Below are 18,451 nucleotides of genomic sequence, written 5' to 3' on the forward strand. Positions count from 1 at the left end.
GCCCATGGCACGAAAGCCCAACCTCAACTCAGGTAGCTTCAAGAAGTTCGTCAAGAACCAAGGCGCGCTCGCCGTGCAGACTCCGCTGTCGCGGACGGCGGTTGAGCGTGGTTCGACTCGCTGGCTTGACGGCTCTCGTGTGGATATCGAGGGAATCCTTAACCTGATCGGTCGGATGAATGCGTCCGGGGTTGTTGATGTAACTGGAACGCTGAACGGGTCGGGCACGAACAACTTCAGCGGGACCAACAACTTGACTGGTATCAACCACCTGGTGGGTCCGACCGATGTGGCCGGCAACTTTGAGATCATCTCCGGTGGACAGTTCAAGGCTGGCGATTCGATCATCTACCCTGACGGGTCCGCGAAGTTCGGTGCTCTGGGTATCGCGTCCGACGGCACCATGCAGGCCGGACTCTTCGAACTCCGACCAGACGGCAGCGCAGACTTCGGAACGTTCGGGATCGAAGCTGACGGCACACTGCATGTGCGTAACGACTTGAACATCGAGGATGGAGGGTTATTCAAATCTGGTGTCACACAGATAGAGCCAACGGGCAAAGCAACATTCGGTGACTTCATCATCGATCCAGACTCGGGGTTCCCACTTCAAACTCCGGGCGGGGATATGTTCCTCCCAGGTGGAGGAGGCATAGGCCTGACAAGCACTGGGTTCGGACAGATGTCCATAATGCCTACGGGTACATCGATAAGTAACGGAACGACCGTTCTTAGCTTATTCGGAGGTGTCGCAAGTTTGCTCGGAGCGTTGAAGATTTCTTCTACACCTACCGCACCAGCATCCGAGCTAATCCCGTTGGGAATTGACACGAATGGCAACGTCAAGCGAATCGTCTAGCGCTGAGGGTTCGCCATAGCTTCGCAAGTAAGCGCGCTGGCTTCGTCGGCCAAATTCACATTCAGCGTCTCATCTTCGTAAAGCGCAAAGGGAACACCCGACGAACAGAATTCATGGAGCGCTATGACTGACTCCTTGACAGTCGGAACTTCCACCGCTGCCCCTTCGGCTTGGCTGTTGACGTAGAAAGCAAAAGCGTATTCCTCGGGGGTCACACCAAGATCTTCCGGCAACGCACCGATCAGAGGCTCATCACTGATGCTCCGTTGCGAGATCGACTGCACTGCGCTCGCCGAGGGTGTCTCCGCCGGTTCCGGGGCTGACGCAGTGGCCGAGCATCCCACGAGCATGAGGGCGCAGGCAGCTAGAGCAGTCAAAGTTGTGGGTCGCATACCCCCAGATTATTCGAAAGGCCGATCAAATGGCAGACGAGCCACCTAACAATCGCGTAACAGAACTCGAAACCGAGAACGCGTCCCTCCGCACCGAGCTCCAGATCGCCAACTACATGCTCGCCGATCTCAGCGCCGCACTCTCGTCCGCGCACCTCAGACAAGCCCGAGCATCCGCTCAACTCAAACTCATCCCACCCACCGCTTAGCCGGTGGGTTTCGCATTTAACAAGGGGGCAGGATGCCGAAAGTAACAGGCGGACTAAGAAGTATCGCCGGTGGAACGCTGAACTCTTTCATTGGGAAACTCGTTTTCCGTCTCAACGCACCAAACGTTGGTGTGGTGGGGTTCAGCAAAAGCCACGTGGTCAACACGATGGAGTGGCCAGTAACGCCAGGTACTGACGGTAACTGGTCGGTAAACCTCACTGCTAACACTGTCTTCGCGAACGACTCTTGGTATGACGTAGGCATCGTTTGGAACGAAACCGAAGGAACGTTCTGGGACTTCGGCCTACGCATCCGTGTTCCTAGTGATGGTGGCACATTCGATGAACTTTTGGACACGACCGGCACAGGGCAAGCATCAAACCCATTCGTGGTCTGGGTGGGCGAAACCGCGCCAGCAGAACGCAAAGGCCAGTGGTGGTTCAAGCCATCAACCAACAAACTTTACAGGTGGGAGTAAGCCGTGGCATGGGTAGAAATAGCCGACCTCAAAGGCGGCAAGGGCGATAAGGGTGACACCGGACCAATGGGTGGGTTCCAGGCCGGGCAATCTGCTCCGTCGAATCTTCTCAACGCTTACGGCGGAACCTATGAAGGCTCGTACCGTGTAGCGACAGATGGTGCAGCGACAGCAACCATAGGTTCACCATCTGGTGCGAAAGCTGGCAACGTTTCCATCTGGCCTCTAGGGTCGGCAGCAGCAATCCTTGTGTGGCGAAACTCAGACGATGGGCGCGAGTGGCAGCGCTCCGTAGGCAGTAGCAGTACTTACATCACTGATTGGGTTGAAACACTCCGCAAGGGGTCGAAGCGAGTAGCTGAACCTCTCACCTTGGCAGGATCGGCAACGGTCAATTCTGATTCTGATGTGGGTGTCCGCATTCCGTTCCGGGTGCCAGCTAACGTTCGACGCTGGCGAGTCTACATTCGCAACTACAACGACCGAACCACTACCGCCTATCCGGGCTCCCTGAACTTTACGGGAGTGACCATTGGTAAAGGTGCCGTCAATGCGGAGGGGCGACCTACTGGGCAGTTCGCGGGCGATAAGTTCCCGGTGTCTAGTTCGTTCGTTTCAAGCGAGGCAGGTTCGCAATGGTCTTCTCTCTGGCAGACTTACGAGCTTGTGCCTGGGCAGGAGTATGTCCTTTCGTACGGTTACAAGAGTCCCGCGCAGAATAACCATGCGTCGGTTGGTGGAGGTTTTCTTACCAGTGGTGGGTCTGCTGCGATCAACACTGACGGCCACCCTCTCACGAAAACTCAGTCAGTTCCGTTGGACGTGTGGATTGCGTTTGACGTTGATGAGCACGTACCGCAGTACGCGTACTTCGGCGATTCACTCACTGCTGGTGTTTCAGCTGATCTGCCTGTCTACGATTCGTGGGCTAAGCGTCACGCTCACGCGAATGGTGCGTTCGCGCAGATCTACGCGTACTCAGGAACTGGCTATTCAGAGTGGGCTTCGTCCCTAAAGTTTGGGCTCAACAAGTACGTGACGTTCTCGGGCATTCGAAAGCCGGAAGTCCTATACAACGCGATGGGCTCTAACGGTCTTGCTGGGTCTAACGTCTCGCAGATGAAAGCTCAGATGGAAACCTCGCTGGACACTATCCGACAGGTTGTGTGTACGGAGATCATCAATGTCACTGTACTTCCACGTCTAAACGGTTCAGATTCCTTTGAAGTGAACCGCAAGGCGTGGAACCAGTACATGATCGACCAGGTTCCAGGTGGCGCGTTGATGACCGTTGACGCGGCAGCCGCGCTGACTGATGCTTCGGGTGGAGTGTTGGATGCGAAGTGGCGTGAAAGCCCCACGAATATTCACCTGAACTATGCCGGGTATGCGCAGTATGCGAACGCGGTAGCGCGTGGGGCCGGTGGTGGAGGCGCGGCTATCGCTACAGCGGCAACAGTATCAACGTTGCCGGGAGCCTCTGCTTCTAACCGTGGTCTGATCATCTTCGTTGTTTCAGAGAATAAGCCGTACTACTCCAATGGAACGTCGTGGAGTTCACTTTCTGATGGGCCTCAAGGAGATCCGGGACCGGCAGGTCCTGGTGTTCCTTCTGGGGGTGCCGCATTCCAGTACATCCGTAAGAACTCCGCGGGCACAACCACTGAGTGGGCAACCCTGAACCCCACGACTATCGGCCTTGGAAGTGTGAATAACACGCCGGACGCAGACAAGCCTGTGTCCGGTCCTCAGTCGGCAGCGTTGAACCTCAAACAAGACAAACTCGTCAAAGACCCGGAGGGGTTCTACCTCATAGGAGGATAAGCAATGGCTGACCGCCTCGTACCAATAGACGAAAACTATCGCTTCCCAGCGCCACTGGAAGCACGCCTAGCGGGAAACTTCGCTGGGCTTACTGAGGGGAAAGTCCCTGTAGATCAGTTGCCAACTGACGCGCTGGTAACTGACGCTAACGTCGCCGCGCAGATCAATGGTACTCAAACGGGTACTGCTATCGACTCACGCATCACCACGCAAGCAACTCCGCTAGTCCAGCCAATTGTCGCTGATTATATCGCATCAAGCCAAGTAGTCGTAGATGCTGCGGCGGCGGCTGTAAACGCGAACCCGAAGATTCAGGAGCTTCAACACGGAGTAACGCTGTCAGGAGTGGTTGACATGAACACTCTGACGACCCCCAATAAGTACCTGATCAGTAGTTCAGTGGCAGGAACGCTAGTCAATGGGCCACGCGTTCCCGGCGCTGGCTCCGTGGAAGTACTCCCCAACGGCGGTTCGGGAATCACCCAGCGCTACCAGATGAACAACGGATTCAACCAACCTCGTGTCGTTGAACGGGCGGGCGCTAACAACGGGACAGGCTTCGGCGCTTGGGTGCCGATGACAAGTATTCCTGAACCGTTGGTGCAGGGTGAAAACATTTCTACGCTGACTGTTCCGGGTGACTATGTCGCTTCAACCCCAACAATCGCAACCAGCATCGTGGGTAAACCCGACGCCGCACAAGGCAAGCCGTTCGCGCTAAAGGTCGAAACGTCGTGGACGTCGCTCACCGCACACCGTACCGTGCACAAGCTGACGCTATTACCCTATGCGCAAGGTGAGCTCCCGCGCCAATTCGTGAAATCGTTCACCCAAGAAGGGGTCCTATCAGACTGGGTAGAAGATAGCCAAGCACCACTCCTCTCCGCAGCGTACCCATTCGGGCACAAACGAGGTTTGATGCGCCAGGAATCTAAGCTTCGTCGTGGTGGACGCGTCGGAACGTCTGGGGCGACACCTGTGGCCTTGTCCTTTGATCATGGCTTTGCCAACTTCCGAGATTTTGTCCTACCTCATTTGAAGCGCCTAGGACTTCCATGCTCGGTTGCCGTGAATACCAGCACCCTCGGTTCAGGAGAATCTCTGGGTGTGTCATACGCCGAGCTGCAAGCGTACTCACTGAATAGTGGCGTGGAGCTTTGCCACCACTCCCGAGACCACGGCGATGTGGGGTTCGCATTGACGAACACGACTGCACTGCGAGACAAAATTTTGGGGCCAATCCAGCTCATTGAGGATGGTTGCCCTGAATGTGTTGCGGACGCATACATTATGCCCGGCGTTAGCGGAACCCAATACCAAGGCTTCAACGCTGGTGTGCCGTACAAAAACTGGTGGGAGCACCCTGCTGGCCGAATCATCATTGACAACTTCCCCGTCGTTACCGGGATCTTGCCTGGGCAGGGCGTTCCGATGTTGGGCGAGCCAGTCGATGGGGTAGGGCGGATCGGCTGGGATTCCAGTTCGTGGGCCACTGAAACCAGGAATCGGATCCAATCACTATCTGGCACTGGGCTTGGTACTCATATATACATGCACCCTTCGTTCATCAACAACGGAATCACTGATGCCGCTGTGGTAACGATGCTGGAATGGCTAGCGGAACAACGTGATGCCGGGCAGATCGAAGTGCTCACTGTGTCTGGTTTCTCGTGGGCTGACACGTCGGAAATGAGGATGAAACTGTCAAAGGAATCTGCATGGGTTGATGATACGACTGTGTTGGAATTAGCTCCATTGCATGAGTACTTGCGGGGATCTCAGGTCATGCTTTCGGGGGTGTCATCTGCCGGTGGGCAGGTCACTTTGACGGCGACAAGTGACGCTGGCGGGCTGAATGCCTCGGTGACGCAAACGGTCGTGGCGGGCGGCAAGGCTCGCTTGTGCTTCAGCGTCCCAAAGAGTACTACCACCATCACGCTAACATCAACAGGCGGGCTTAACAGCCGTGAAGTGACCGCCGTTTAGAACTAACCAAGCGATCACAGGGGGCGCATTTTTATGCTCCCTGTGAGCGCACCATCATCACTCAAAAACTTTTAGGAGCTGCCATGCCTGAATGGCTTCCATCTCTCATAGTCACCGTGATAATTATCTTCGCTGGGCTACTCGGCTGGCTGATCAAAGTTGCATGGCCTGTCGTCCGGAAATTGAGCCATTTCGTTGACGACGTGGTGGGCGAACCGGATCGGCCCGGTATCCCTGGAAGACCGGGTCTCATGGTGCGTGTAGCCCACATCGAGCACGAGGTAAAAACGAATCATGGATCCAGTTTGAAAGATGCCGTGAAGCGGGTCGAGGAAAAGCAAGCGAAGCAGGGCGAACAGCTCGATGACCAATCAGACAAGATTGCAGAGCTTCACGAACGGTATACGAAGCCCAAAGAACACAAGCCACCCACTGAATAACTGAACACGAGCATCAAGCCTTGACCAAACCGGTCAAGGCTTTTCTTTACCCAGGCACTCGCGGTGTCTGGGTTTTTCTATGCCCGAAAGGCAGGAACAACCCATGAGCGGAATCAAAGACGCGGAAGCTGGCAAAGCTGTCACCGCGCAGGACATCCCGGATGATGACCAGACCTTGGACTGGGACGTGAAGCGCTTCGGCAACATGATCGACCACGCCTCCGACGAAGAACCCGCCACCGTTGCCGCCGGTTCTGGCGAGGAAGAAGGAAACTAATGCCACGCATAACAACTCTTGTCCGCCACCTTGAAGCCCGAGGTTTGAAAGTCGAATACGTGAAGGGCTGGTCTACTCGTGGATCTTCCAGCTTCAACCCGAAGGGGGTCATGGATCACTGGACGGCAGGGCCGAAAGGTTCCAAGTCTCGTCCATCGTTGCGTGTGGTGACCAACGGCCGGCCGGGGCTACCTGGTCCGCTGTGCAACGTTTACTTGGACCGCAAGGGCACCGCAGTAGTTGTGGCTGCTGGACGTGCGAACCATGGAGGTTACGGCTCGTGGAAGGGCCACACTGGAAACAGTAAGTTCTTCGGCATCGAGGCGGAGGCAGCGAACGCCAGTGACTGGACCGATGCCATGCGCGACGCCTACCCATCGGTGAACGCTGCGCTCTTGGATGCTATCAACGAGGACGATGCGTCGTACGTGTGCGGTCACTCCGAATACGCGTTACCGCGGGGCCGCAAGATCGACATCAACGGTTACACGATGGACGATATGCGCGAGCAGACACAGGCAGTACTGCGTGGCGGGAAGGTGACTGCTAAGCCAAAACCGGCGCCGAAACCAAACACCAAGCCGAAGCCTAAGCCGAAGGTCAAGAAGCAGTGGAACGACAAGTTGCCCGACGGTTCCACTATCTTCCCAACTGACTACGAAGACCTGGTGCTCGATAAGGGCTTCGGTCAGATCACTGTCGGAGCTTTCCAGATCCTCATGGAAGCGATCAAGATCGGTGTCCGTTACAACCAGCGATGGGACGGTGACTGGGGAAAGCTCAGCGTCAAAGACGGCATGGAGTGGCTACAGTCCAACGGTTACTACAAGGTCATGCAGCACGCCCGAGGTGGATACCCGAAGGGCACCAAGCTCAAGGTTGACGGCGGAGACGGCTACTGGTTCTGGTATGAGCTGCAGCGATTCCTCAAGGCCCGAGGCTTCTACAACAAAACCACTGAGGGTGTGCCGTTGAAGCTCGACGGTGACCCTGAAGGCTGGACCATTTACGGGTTCCAGCGTTACATGAACACTCAGAACGGAAGCTAGAACATGGGAAAGTACGAAGCACAGGGGTCCGGGCTTAGCGACTCGGCAACCCGCAAGAAGCTCTACACCGGAGCGATCGTGGTGGCGGCGCTGATCGTGGCGACGTTGGTGACTCTGCAGATCATCACTCTCGATGACGTGCAGAGCTTCATCACGCTCACCGTCACGGTAGTTGGCATCCTCGGCGGTGTGGTCGGCTTGGTTGCCGCTGCCCTGGCACGAGCCAACGTCGAACCGCCAACCGAATAGACCCCCTGCGCGGTGGCAGGGGTGACGACCACCGCACCGCTGGACTCCCGGAAGCGGCCGCTCCCCGGGAGTCTGGCACCCCGTAGAGAACGCCCCGATCATTTTCCTCACGAGGGGAAAATGATCGGGGCGCTTTTCTGCGTTAACGGCTGTCTATGGGTAAGACCCTTTTGCTGGGGCAACCGCTCCAATGGTCATCAGGATGCTGAAGATTTTTGCGGTCTGCACGCCCTTGGTCGTATCGGCCACGATCGCCTTAGAAATTACCACTCCGGCAGCCCCACCAAACCCCTGCAACGCACGTGCAATACTCAATGTTTCCAACGTCGGAGCGAGCGCGGCGGCCACCGAGGCAAGCACAAATAAGATCGTGCCCCAACGCAAAGGTCGAGCTCGACCTAATCGATCCGAGAGTGCACCCCATAAGAATTGGCCCATGCCCATACCAACTAAGAAGAATGTCAGTGTGAGCTGGATGGCGGAGGCAGAGGCGGAGAACTCAGCGGTCATTTCTGGAAATGACGGAAGATACATGTCCGTGGCTAGCGGACCGGTGGTGCCAAGAATGATCAGGAGCGCAAAGAGTGGGGGAGTGAGCCGCGAACGTTCGGGTGCTGAAGGCATGAACCTAGTCTATGAGTCTGACCAGCGTTTTTAGTTCTCTGGATAAGTCGGCTGATGATCGGCGGGTACCTCTTGTAACGGTCCCGCTGGTTTGGCCGCAAACCAGGTTACCCCGGCGCCGGCTAGCGCTACGCAAAGAATGCCGAGTAACGACAACCAACCCAGCCGCTCGCCAAGGAACAGCCACCCAAGGAGTGTGCCCATGGCAGGATCGATGGCAAATAAGGTGCCCACCACACGAGCCGAGGAAATTCGGGCCGCCAACGTATCGACCAGGTAGGGGATTGCTACACCTATCACGCCGCTCAGCGCCAATAAGCCCCATTGCGGCGCGGAAACTTCCGCCACCTTAGGGATACCAAATGGAAGTGAAACCAGCGCGGCAATGGACACGGACAATGCTAAAGAACTGACCGAAGAATCATCGGCTTTACCTACTTTTTCTGCCAGCAGTGTGTAGAGCGCAAAGCAAAGTCCCGCACCGAGTCCAAAGGCAAAGCCCACCGCATTAAAGTGACCTCCGGGTCCGGCTATGAGAATCACTCCGGCCAGGGCGAGCAATGCCCAGGCGGCTTCACGTAAGCGCCGAGAGAACACCAAAGCGACTACCGCCGGACCCAGGAAGTCCAGCGTCACGGCAATCCCTAGCGGTAGGTGTTCGATTGCCTTATAAAGTAGCAGGTTCATCGCGGCCATCACGACGCCGTAAAAAATGATTGCGGACCAATTCGCACGGTTCCTTCCGCGCAAGGTTGGCCGCAAGAAAATCCATAAGACCGCAGCCGCTAAAACCAGACGTAACGAGCTGACTGCGGGGGAACCTAGAGAATCAAACATGGAAGCCGAGATTGCTGAAGAGCTTTGCACCCCGAGGGAACCAACCAGCACAAATAATGCTGCTCGCCCACCTGCTGGTGGGAGGGTGGCAATTTGTTGTGCGGGCTGAGAATTCATGGAGTGAGGCGACCTTTTCGAGTTTGCGGAACTCTCTGATTGAAGTGTATGCAGGTCAGTTAGCCAAGAATACGGCGGAAAATTGTCACAATCTGGGTTCAGTTCGTGGCTACGGCCAAGTAAGTGGGTGCAAAATCAACTAAATATGAAAAGATGAATCCATGGTTTTGGCACGATTGATCCTAGGGTTGCTCTGTTTGGCACCGATGACTGGTTATGAGCTCAAGAAACATTTTGACTCCTCCATTAATCACTTCTGGAACGCAGACAAAGCGCAGATCTACCGCACGTTGGCTCAGCTAGTTGATAAGGGCTACGCGACGGTGACCACTGTGGCGCAGTCAAACTATCCTGACCGTCAAGAGCATCACATCACCGACGCCGGTCGGCAGGCGCTAGTTGGATGGCTCTCCGACGGTGCGGCACAAGGCACCGAGCGGGATCCCTTCATGGGTCAGGTATTTTTCGCGGCCGAACTACCCCGCGAAGATATTGATCAGCTACTGAGCGAACGCCGGGTCAAAACGCAGGCAGTTTTAGATGACTATCTCTCCCAACGTGAAGGCATCGACATGCGAGCAGCCGCGGACCGTCGCAGCTTCCTCATGGCCGCCACCTTGGACCATGCAATTCGACAGCAGGCCGCCGAGCTGGAATGGCTTGACGCAGTAATGGAGCATCTGCCATGACACCAGGCAAAGACGCCGGTTCCACCGCCAAGAAGTTCAGCAGGGACGCAACCGACTATCCCGAACTACATCCAGCACGTCGTCCCTCCGGGAGAGATAAACCCGCCCAAACGCTGGTTTTTTTGCATGGCGGAAACGTTGGTAATTGGAGCTGGGATCCGCAGGTTCTAGCCTTTGGCGACTTCAACGTGCTGACCTTGCATCTTCCCGCTTTCGGTGCGCGCAGCGAAGAGACTTGGCAGGGTTTAGACTCGGCCGCCGATGACGTCGCAGCGCTTATCGCCGATGAGGTCTCCGAAGGTGGGGTGCACCTCGTAGGTATTTCCTTAGGCGGGGTAATCGCCCTGCATGTGGCGGCGCGACATCCAGAACTGGTCGAATCCTTGTTGCTGACAGGTACTCCGGTCACCGGTGTACCGGCAGCCGCGCGCGCAATGAACCGGATGGCGCTGAAACTCATTGGCAGTGAATGGTACTGGCGATTCCAAGCAGGCGCCTATGGCATGGTGGATGACGAACGTGAGTTGTTCGCCGAACATGGTGTACTGCTGAAGTCAGAGAATTTACGTGCCATCATGGATGACCTGGATCCCGGCGGACTCCCCGACAAACTGACAAACTATCGTGGGCCGGTGCTGGCGTTGGCCGGTGGCAAGGAACCTAAACATGTGCAGAAGTCTTTCGAGGCTTTGCGCCAGGGACTTCCGCAGGCGGTCACTCGGGTTGTGCCGGGCATGCATCACCAGTGGAATATTGAAAACCCGCTACTGTTCAATTCGGTAGTGCGGCGGTGGATCAGCGATGCGAGCATTCATCAGATTTTAGTAGACCCACAGGCGGCAAAACCGGAGAAGCCAGCTAAAGCGACGAAGTTAGATACTGCTGAAGCTAAGCTACGTCAGGTAGATCCGCAACCTGCGGTTCCCCAGGCTAAGCCGGAACTACCGAAACCAAACAAAAATAAATAGCCTTTAATGCAGCTAAGCGCGATGCAGATTCCCCCATAACTTGAATCTGCATCGCGCTTAGCTAGTTTGTGGTTAGGCTGCTAGCCATACATCTGGCCCGAAGACCTCATAGTGGATGTGCTCGGCAGGGACACCGGCTGCTAGAGCCTGGCCGCGTACCGCGTGCATGAACGGCAGTGGGCCACACAGGTAGACGTGGCTGTCGACGCTCAGGCTATCGCTCAGATCCATGTAACCGGACTTGGCCTCGATGTGATCTGGCAGTTCGCCGCGTTCGAACCAGGTGCTCAGCTTGGCCTGTGGCAACTTGCTCAGCGACTCGATCATTTGCTCACGTAGTGGCCAGGCAGCGTATTCCTGGTCGGCGTGCAATACGGTGACCTTGCGGGTGGAGCCCTTCGCTGCCATGGTGCTCAATGCTGCGGCACTTGGCGTGCAACCGATACCTGCGGTAGCGATCACCAATGGTGCGCCGGACTCATCGATGGTCAGGTCACCGTAGGGGTTTGAAAGTTCAACGATGTCGCCAACCTTCAGCGAATTGTGCATGACCGGAGTGAACTCGCCATCCACATCAAGCTTCACGGTGACGGTACGGCGTGCGGTGTTCTCCACATCCCCGCTGAGGGTGTACTGGCGTACCTGGCGCAGACCATCGGTCATCGGCATGCGAACCGAAACGAACTGTCCTGCCTTGGCGGTGGAAGCGACAATGGCGTCGGCTGGTTCGAAGCTGAAGGTGACCGAATTATTGGCCTCTTCGGTACGCTCGGCGAGCTTCCACTGGCTGTAAATGACGTCGTTTGCCTGCTGTGAGTAGAGACCCTTTTCGATCTTGATCAGTGCGTGAGCCATCAGCCAGTAGACCTCGCTCCAGGCATCTGCGATCTCTTGGGTCAGCGCGTCGCCTAGGTCTTCGGCGATGGCGGCGAAGAGGTGCTCGTACACGATGGGGTACTGCTCTTCGACGACACCTAGTGAGGTGTGCTTGTGGGCAATGCGTGCCAACATCGTTTCCGGCAGAGTTTCTGGGGAATTGATCAGGTGGGTGGCGAACACCGCGATGGAACCGGCCAAAGCTTGCTGCTGGGTTCCGTTTTTCTGGTTCGAGCGGGAGAAGGTTCCGTCGAGCAGCTGTGGATGAGCGGCAAAGAGACGGTCATAGAAGTTGGGGGTAATGCTGGAGATGCGAGCGCCAATGATCGGCAGAGTCGCTTCGATGACTGGGCGGGACTGGGTTGAAAGCATCTTGTCTCCTTGGAGGGTGAATTTATCTTGTATTTGAAATGCAAGATTATGAGTTAAGTTCTACGCCCCGTAGAAGAAGATTGCAAATCGAGGACCCGATTATCGAGACTTTACGCGTTGATTACGCGTTATGACGCACGGTGGGGAAAGGTAACAGCTTGATTGCTGGAGAGTTCTCACAAATATCTGTGACTGATAAAGGGTCTAGTGAAGCGTAAAAAGCTTCCCTGGCGCTCTTTAATGCCGAACGTAAACGGCATCCTGCCGAGAGCGGACAATTACCCACTGCGTCATGGGCTGTGCAGTCAACCACATCTTCGCGCCAGTCCAGCGAGCGCAAGAGTGCACCGACCGAATAGGCTAAACCACGTTCGGTGATTTGCGCACCACCATGGCGACCGCGAGTGACCTCCAAGAGCCCCAAGGTACGTAATTCTACGACTGCCTTGGCCACATGGTTGTAGGGGACACCGACCAGTTCGGAAATCTCACGACTGGTCAATTGGCCGACGCCGGGTGCGCCTAGAACCATCACGGTTCGTAGGCACACGTCGGCGAAAGCACTGAGTTTCATAAACCCAGTCTACTGCTGTGCGTTGGCCCAGATAGATTCGGCGGACTCCGCCGAAGGCTCTTCGAAGGTCCAATCGCCACCAGGCTCGGCTGGCATCGAGTACGGCTGGACGATCGCTAGCGCGGCACCGACCTTGTGCTCAGCGACCACATGGATGGCGTCGCGGTCATCGGCTTCGAGCAAGACGTCCGAGGCGATAGCAATCGCTTCGAAGTGAGCGCCTTGCTCGTTCAGGACCTGTACTAGATCTGCAGCCATCGCCTCGGTATCAATGTCAGCATCCGGATCTTCAGGATTGTCCGTGGGTGGAACGGCGATCAAACGCAGTTCAGGCTCGCCATCGGCTTCCTGAGGTTCCAAAGCGATGGCGAAAGGCAGGAAAACGCCCTGTTCCTCAAGCTGTTCGCGGGCCACACCTAGTGCGGTGCCCAAAACTTTGTTCAATGCGTCCTTAACGGACTCGTCGAGATCTTCGAGATTCACGGTGCTAACCCCTTAGTTGGTGATATTTGCTTCACGCACGATTGCTAAAACCGTATCGCGAATTGGTTCGATAATCTGTGCCGTGGCGCCTTCGCCGTTAAAGCGTAGGAATGGTTCGGTATTTGACGGACGCAAGTTGATCCACCAGCTACCATCCTTGGCAGTAAAGGTGGTGCCATCCAAGGTCGTGACATCCACCGGCTGATCAGCAAAATGCTTCACTACCCGGGCGGTTGCCCCAGCCTTATCTTCAACCTCGGAGTTGATCTCACCGGTAGCAACGTACGGCTCAAATTCACGGCCCAATTCCGACAACGGAAGATCTTGACCACCGAGGGCGGCCAGCACATGCATCGCAGCAAGCATGCCGGTATCCGCATTGTAAAAATCACGGAAGTAATAGTGTGCAGAATGCTCACCACCGAACACCGCGCCCTGGACGGCCATTTCTGCCTTGATAAATGAATGACCCACGCGGGTCATCACCGCCACGCCACCAGACTTTTCAACAAATTCAGGCACTGCCTTGGAGGTGATCAAGTTGTGGATGATCACCGGATGTTCCTCGCCCTCGGCCTGTACCCGAGCGATTTCACGCACCGCAACCAACGCGGTAATCGCACTTGGTGACAACGGCAAACCACGTTCATCGATTACGAAGCAACGATCCGCGTCCCCATCAAATGCCAGACCCAGGTCTGCCCCATGAGCCAGCACTGCGGCCTGCAAATCTTTGAGATTTTCTGGTTCCAGCGGATTCGCCGGGTGATTTGGGAAGGTGCCATCGAGTTCAAAATACAACGGCACAATATCCAGCGGTAATCCGGGTAGTACAGTATCGCCAAGCACCGCAGGAGTGGTTAGTCCACCCATGCCGTTGCCCGCATCCACTACAAGCTTCAGCGGACGAATGGTAGATAAGTCAACTAATTCACGCAGGTAGGCTGCATAGTCAGCCAAGACGTCGCGCTCGCTGATGCGCCCTTGCTCACCGTCGCCAGAGACCGGCAAACCCTCATCGAGGTACTGCTGAGCCAGGTCGCGAATATCAAATAGTCCGGTGTCCGAGGAGACTGGACGGGCGCCAGCCTTTGACATCTTAATGCCGTTGTACTGGGCAGGGTTGTGGCTGGCGGTAAACACCACCCCGGCAGCATTGTGTTTGCCAGAAGCAAAATAAAGTTCGTCGGTGGAAATTAGTCCTAGCATCACCACATTCGCGCCACGGTAGGTGGCGCCGCGGGCGAACGCCTGCGCGAAGGTTGTGCTGGTGGGGCGCATATCGCCACCAACTAGGACGTCCTTCCCGGCCAGGGACAACACGTCGACAAAAGCGGCGCCAATGGCCTCGACTGCTTCGGCGTTGATGCTTTCGCCAACTACGCCTCGCACGTCATAGGCCTTGAAACTCTGGTTCAGGTCAATTTCTTCACTCACAGCATTCAGACTACCGGTTTGCTGCTGCGAGATGGTGGCGAATGGCCAGTTAGTACATGGGAAATGGCTTACACTTGCCCGCAGTTGTCCCCAATGCGTGCCGTGAGGCAAGCCAAACGTCGGCGGATGCTGAAATACTATGAGCATGGAAGCCAACGAGCACAATGATCTGAAGAATCTCGCGCTGCAGAAGTTGCGTGCCCTGGTTCAGCACCCAGAAGCGCAGTTTCACGACGGCCAGTTTGAAGCGATTAGCGCGCTAGTCCAAGAACGCCGTCGTGCGCTGGTGGTGCAACGTACCGGCTGGGGCAAATCCGCGGTGTATTTCATTTCGTCGTTGTTGCTCCGCCAGCAAGGCTATGGACCGACCCTCATTGTGTCTCCGTTGCTAGCTCTAATGCGAGATCAGGTGGCCGCGGCCGAACGTGCCGGGGTGCGGGCGGCTGCCATCAACTCTGCCAACGTGCTTGAATGGCGCGACATTCTTTCAAAGCTGGAACGCGATGAAATTGACGTATTACTGGTTTCTCCAGAAAGACTGAACAATCCCTCTTTCCGTGAGCACCAGCTTCCAATGTTGATGAAGCGTCTGGGACTTTTGGTGATCGATGAAGCGCATTGCATCTCCGATTGGGGTCACGATTTCCGTCCCGACTACCGACGCATCCGCGATTTGATAAATCGCCTGCCGCAGGGACTTCCGGTGCTCGCCACCACCGCAACGGCGAACACACGCGTAGTGCAAGACGTTGCCGAGCAGCTCTCCGGCGGAACGCAGGAAGTCTTCACCTTACGTGGCACGCTTGCCCGAGATTCATTGCGGTTAGGCGTGCTGCGTTTGCCCTCGCCACGTATGCAATTGGCGTGGTTGCTCAGCCATATCAATGATTTCCATGGTTCGGGCATTATTTACACGTTGACCGTCTCAGCGGCGGAAGATATCGCACGATTGCTCCGCGATGCCGGTCATCCGGTCGCCGCCTATACCGGACGTACCGACCTAGAAGAACGCGAAAAGCTAGAACAAGCGCTGAAAGCCAATGAAGTAAAAGCCTTGATTGCCACTAGTGCGTTAGGGATGGGATTTGATAAGCCAGACCTGGGATTTGTGATCCATGTCGGAGCGCCTAGTTCACCAGTGGCCTACTACCAGCAGGTAGGCCGTGCGGGTCGTGGAAGTATCGATGCCGACGTTCTGTTGCTGCCAGGACAAGATGATTCCGAAATCTGGGAGTACTTCGCCACCAGTTCCATGCCTGATCAGCAACGCGCGAATCAAGTACTGGAGGCACTGGGACAAACCGACGGCGCAATGAGTGTTCCGGCACTTGAAAGCGCAGTTAATCTGCGTAGGTCGCCGTTAGAGCTGCTGTTGAAGGTCTTGGCCGTTGATGGGGCAGTGGAACGTGTAGCCGGCGGTTGGATGCGCACCGACATGCCTTGGGCCTACGATGCAGAACGCTACAAGCGTGTGGCACAGAGCAGGGTGCACGAACAGACACTGATGATCGATTATGAGAATACTCGTGGCTGTCGCATGGAATTTCTTACGAAAGCATTGGATGACCCAAAGTCGGCACCCTGCGGACGTTGCGACAATTGTGCCGGCACATGGTTCGATGACCACATTCCAGACGAGTCAAAAGACAACGCTCAAGCAGCTCTGGTTCGGGCTGGCGTCCAGATTGAACCTCGCAAACTCTATCCGTCAGGGTTACAACGTCTGGGTCATTCGCTCAAGGGGAAGATCCCGGTAGATGAGCAATTATCCACCGGCCGTGCGTTGGCGCGACTGACCGATTTGGGATGGGGCAACAGACTGCGTCAACTATTCGGTGACCCGGTGGATAAGCCGGTTGACCCGGCGATGCTTGAAGCCTGCACCAAGGTGCTGGCCGAATGGAACTGGGAGCAACGACCGGTAGCAGTGTTGGCTATGCCTTCAACTAAGCGCCCACAGCTGATTACTTCGCTGGCGCAGGGACTGGCACAGATTGGCCAGCTGCGCTATTTGGGCCAGCTTGAGTACCGTGGGGCTCCTCCACAGGGTGGTCCTGGCGGCAACTCTGCCTTCCGTATCGCCGCGGTGGCTGATGCATTTGAAATCCCTGCACAAATCGATCAAATGCTGGCTACTGCACCGGGACCGGTGATGCTCGTTGACGATTTGGCTGACTCGCGTTGGTCCTTGGCAATGGCTGGTCGGGCAGTACGGATTGCTGGGGCACCGGGTGTTTTGCCTTTCACTCTGGGCATAGCAGGCTAATCGCACAGTTAAACAAAGTAGTCTGGAGATATGGAGATCGTCATCTGGCTCGTTGTCGCTATTGCTGTTGTTGCCCTCGGATACCTCTGGCTTCAGTCTGTCCGAAAGAAAAATACGGCACAGATTTCACAAGCCATCAATCGTGAGGCCGCGCAGGAAGCAAATGCGAAGTTGGATGACACCTCTCGCAAAGCGATTTACCGTAACCTCGCTAAAGGCGACGTCATGGGTGCAGTCCAGAACTACCGTGCCGTCACCGGTGACACCGTCAAGAACTGCGTGATTGCCGTGCGTAGCCTTGATGCTTACCCACAGACTGCTCCGGCCAAGGAACTGCCGGTAGACGAAGCAGAGATACAGGCGCTTCGTGACAAACTCGAAGCACAGATCGCCGATTCTGATGACGACTCAGGCGTAGCGACTTCTGGTGCTGTAGCGCCGGACGTTGACCTGGAAAAATCTGATGACCTTTGGGTGGTACCCGAAGAGTGGAGTAACCAGTTCGGTTCGGAGCAGGAACAGAATGCCACGCATTTTAAGATGGCATTTGAAGTTGAGGGAGAGTCGCATGAGTTCTCCAGTGAACAGTTGCCTCCGAACGAATACGATCAACTCTTTTCGATGCTGCGTGACGAGAACTTCTCCGGTGCCGCGCAAATCCTTCATGGACACACCGGACTGCCGGTTGAAGACCTCGAACGAATGATCTCGACCTCACCGATGGCGGGACAAAGTTCGCACGGAAACGTTGCAGATTTCCGCTTTGAAGGTCAAGGTCCAGAAGGTCCTGTGCACTTCGACGCAGCAGATCTTCCCGAACAAGAACGTGAAGCACTCTTTGATGCCATCGCCGATACTGATCTAGAACGGATGTCAGAGATTATCGTGCGGCACACGCAACTACCCGAAGATATCGTGCAAAATATGCTGCGCACCTTCGTGAAACGCAAAGACTAAGTCTCGCTACTGGAACGTTGCTTCGGTAAGGACAGTTGGTTATCGTAAGGGACTACCGGCCTTCTGTCTTCGCTCACGAAAGGAACCTGACCATGGAACCGAGTAATAAGAATACGGACCAGACTGTAGCGCCCATCGGTGATGATGAACATCTGAACGAACAACATAATGCTGACGTAGCGCGGAAACTGCGCGAAGCGGAAGAACGCATCAAAGAGGTCGCTCATGATGTGGAACGCGGTCTGAAATAAGGTTTGAAAACCCCTGAACTGATGGCAATAAATGCCCGAGTTTAGGGGTTTATGCGTTAAACCGCATCCCGGAACCATCTTCGGTGAACTGCCAATAGAAAAAGTAAAACCCCCTAGTTTCCTAGGGGGTTTTGGCGGACACGGGGAGATTCGAACTCCCGGTCGAGTTTAACCCCGACACTTCATTAGCAGTGAAGCCCATTCGGCCGCTCTGGCACGTATCCATCCGCTGTTTC

20 protein-coding genes and 1 tRNA gene are annotated in these 18,451 nt (G+C 55.8%); 13 read left to right on the forward strand and 8 right to left on the reverse strand.

What is annotated here, in order from left to right:
- Positions 1-4: 4 nt before the first annotated feature.
- Positions 5-859 carry a hypothetical protein gene (locus tag CQ011_RS12215; protein WP_105677987.1) on the forward strand — a complete coding sequence of 285 codons (855 nt, stop codon included), beginning with the start codon at positions 5-7 and terminating at the stop codon, positions 857-859.
- On the opposite strand, the gene CQ011_RS12220 is transcribed toward CQ011_RS12215, so the two are convergent.
- Positions 856-1,251 (reverse strand): hypothetical protein, encoded by a 396-nt coding sequence (locus tag CQ011_RS12220; protein WP_146112612.1) that lies wholly within the window; start codon positions 1,249-1,251, stop codon positions 856-858. The two genes, CQ011_RS12215 and CQ011_RS12220, sit on opposite strands and share 4 nt — an antisense overlap.
- A gap of 241 nt (positions 1,252-1,492) precedes the next feature.
- Between CQ011_RS12220 and CQ011_RS12230 the strand changes: the two genes are divergently transcribed.
- The 7 genes from CQ011_RS12230 (at position 1,493) to CQ011_RS12255 (ending at position 7,764) form a co-directional block, all read left to right on the forward strand.
- Positions 1,493-1,939: a hypothetical protein gene (locus tag CQ011_RS12230; protein WP_105677990.1), complete on the forward strand. Its 447-nt coding sequence runs from the start codon at positions 1,493-1,495 to the stop codon at positions 1,937-1,939.
- 3 nt (positions 1,940-1,942) lie between these two features.
- Positions 1,943-3,763, forward strand: a complete 1,821-nt coding sequence (locus CQ011_RS12235) for an SGNH/GDSL hydrolase family protein (protein ID WP_105677991.1) — start codon at positions 1,943-1,945, stop codon at positions 3,761-3,763.
- 3 nt (positions 3,764-3,766) lie between these two features.
- Entirely contained in the window at positions 3,767-5,749 is a 1,983-nt protein-coding gene (locus CQ011_RS12240) for a hypothetical protein (protein ID WP_105677992.1), read from the forward strand.
- A gap of 83 nt (positions 5,750-5,832) precedes the next feature.
- The gene (locus CQ011_RS12245) at positions 5,833-6,189 is read left to right on the forward strand and encodes a hypothetical protein (protein ID WP_105677993.1); all 357 of its coding nucleotides are present in this window, start codon (positions 5,833-5,835) and stop codon (positions 6,187-6,189) included.
- Between the two features lie 103 nt (positions 6,190-6,292).
- Complete coding sequence (locus tag CQ011_RS17855) at positions 6,293-6,466, forward strand: hypothetical protein (protein ID WP_181148101.1); 174 nt, start codon at positions 6,293-6,295, stop codon at positions 6,464-6,466.
- The gene (locus CQ011_RS12250) at positions 6,466-7,515 is read left to right on the forward strand and encodes an N-acetylmuramoyl-L-alanine amidase (RefSeq protein WP_105677994.1); all 1,050 of its coding nucleotides are present in this window, start codon (positions 6,466-6,468) and stop codon (positions 7,513-7,515) included. The genes CQ011_RS17855 and CQ011_RS12250 overlap by 1 nt, the downstream gene beginning before the upstream one ends.
- A gap of 3 nt (positions 7,516-7,518) precedes the next feature.
- Positions 7,519-7,764, forward strand: coding sequence for a hypothetical protein (locus tag CQ011_RS12255; RefSeq protein WP_105677995.1), 246 nt, complete (start codon positions 7,519-7,521; stop codon positions 7,762-7,764).
- Positions 7,765-7,917: 153 nt separating this feature from the next.
- Here CQ011_RS12255 and CQ011_RS12260 read toward each other — a convergent pair whose 3' ends face one another.
- Positions 7,918-8,388 (reverse strand): MFS transporter, encoded by a 471-nt coding sequence (locus CQ011_RS12260; protein WP_105677996.1) that lies wholly within the window; start codon positions 8,386-8,388, stop codon positions 7,918-7,920.
- Between the two features lie 30 nt (positions 8,389-8,418).
- Positions 8,419-9,342: an EamA family transporter gene (locus CQ011_RS12265; protein ID WP_105677997.1), complete on the reverse strand. Its 924-nt coding sequence runs from the start codon at positions 9,340-9,342 to the stop codon at positions 8,419-8,421.
- A 161-nt stretch (positions 9,343-9,503) separates the two neighbouring features.
- On the opposite strand from CQ011_RS12265, the gene CQ011_RS12270 reads away from it, so the two are divergent.
- Positions 9,504-10,031, forward strand: coding sequence for a PadR family transcriptional regulator (locus CQ011_RS12270; protein ID WP_105677998.1), 528 nt, complete (start codon positions 9,504-9,506; stop codon positions 10,029-10,031).
- Positions 10,028-10,999, forward strand: coding sequence for an alpha/beta fold hydrolase (locus CQ011_RS12275; protein WP_105677999.1), 972 nt, complete (start codon positions 10,028-10,030; stop codon positions 10,997-10,999). The genes CQ011_RS12270 and CQ011_RS12275 overlap by 4 nt, the downstream gene beginning before the upstream one ends.
- 72 nt (positions 11,000-11,071) lie before the next feature.
- Here the strand turns inward: CQ011_RS12275 and CQ011_RS12280 are convergent, their stop codons facing one another.
- The 4 genes from CQ011_RS12280 to CQ011_RS12295 form a co-directional block, all read right to left on the reverse strand.
- On the reverse strand, positions 11,072-12,247 hold the full coding sequence (locus CQ011_RS12280) for a globin domain-containing protein (protein ID WP_105678000.1): 1,176 nt from the start codon (positions 12,245-12,247) through the stop codon (positions 11,072-11,074).
- Positions 12,248-12,368: 121 nt separating this feature from the next.
- Complete coding sequence (locus tag CQ011_RS12285; RefSeq protein WP_105678001.1) at positions 12,369-12,821, reverse strand: RrF2 family transcriptional regulator; 453 nt, start codon at positions 12,819-12,821, stop codon at positions 12,369-12,371.
- A gap of 9 nt (positions 12,822-12,830) precedes the next feature.
- Positions 12,831-13,304, reverse strand: a complete 474-nt coding sequence (locus tag CQ011_RS12290) for a hypothetical protein (protein ID WP_105678002.1) — start codon at positions 13,302-13,304, stop codon at positions 12,831-12,833.
- A gap of 12 nt (positions 13,305-13,316) precedes the next feature.
- Positions 13,317-14,741, reverse strand: coding sequence for a phosphomannomutase/phosphoglucomutase (locus CQ011_RS12295; RefSeq protein WP_286161181.1), 1,425 nt, complete (start codon positions 14,739-14,741; stop codon positions 13,317-13,319).
- A gap of 145 nt (positions 14,742-14,886) precedes the next feature.
- On the opposite strand from CQ011_RS12295, the gene CQ011_RS12300 reads away from it, so the two are divergent.
- From CQ011_RS12300 to CQ011_RS17860, 3 genes are all read left to right on the forward strand, one after another.
- Entirely contained in the window at positions 14,887-17,007 is a 2,121-nt protein-coding gene (locus tag CQ011_RS12300; RefSeq protein WP_105678004.1) for a RecQ family ATP-dependent DNA helicase, read from the forward strand.
- A gap of 30 nt (positions 17,008-17,037) precedes the next feature.
- Positions 17,038-17,964: a heme exporter protein CcmD gene (locus tag CQ011_RS12305; RefSeq protein WP_105678005.1), complete on the forward strand. Its 927-nt coding sequence runs from the start codon at positions 17,038-17,040 to the stop codon at positions 17,962-17,964.
- Positions 17,965-18,056: 92 nt separating this feature from the next.
- The gene (locus CQ011_RS17860; protein WP_181148102.1) at positions 18,057-18,215 is read left to right on the forward strand and encodes a hypothetical protein; all 159 of its coding nucleotides are present in this window, start codon (positions 18,057-18,059) and stop codon (positions 18,213-18,215) included.
- A 132-nt stretch (positions 18,216-18,347) separates the two neighbouring features.
- Here CQ011_RS17860 and CQ011_RS12310 read toward each other — a convergent pair.
- Positions 18,348-18,439: transfer RNA gene (locus CQ011_RS12310), tRNA-Ser, on the reverse strand.
- Positions 18,440-18,451: the final 12 nt, after the last annotated feature.

Source organism: Arthrobacter sp. MYb213 (genome assembly GCF_002979915.1).
Lineage (GTDB): Bacteria > Actinomycetota > Actinomycetes > Actinomycetales > Micrococcaceae > Glutamicibacter.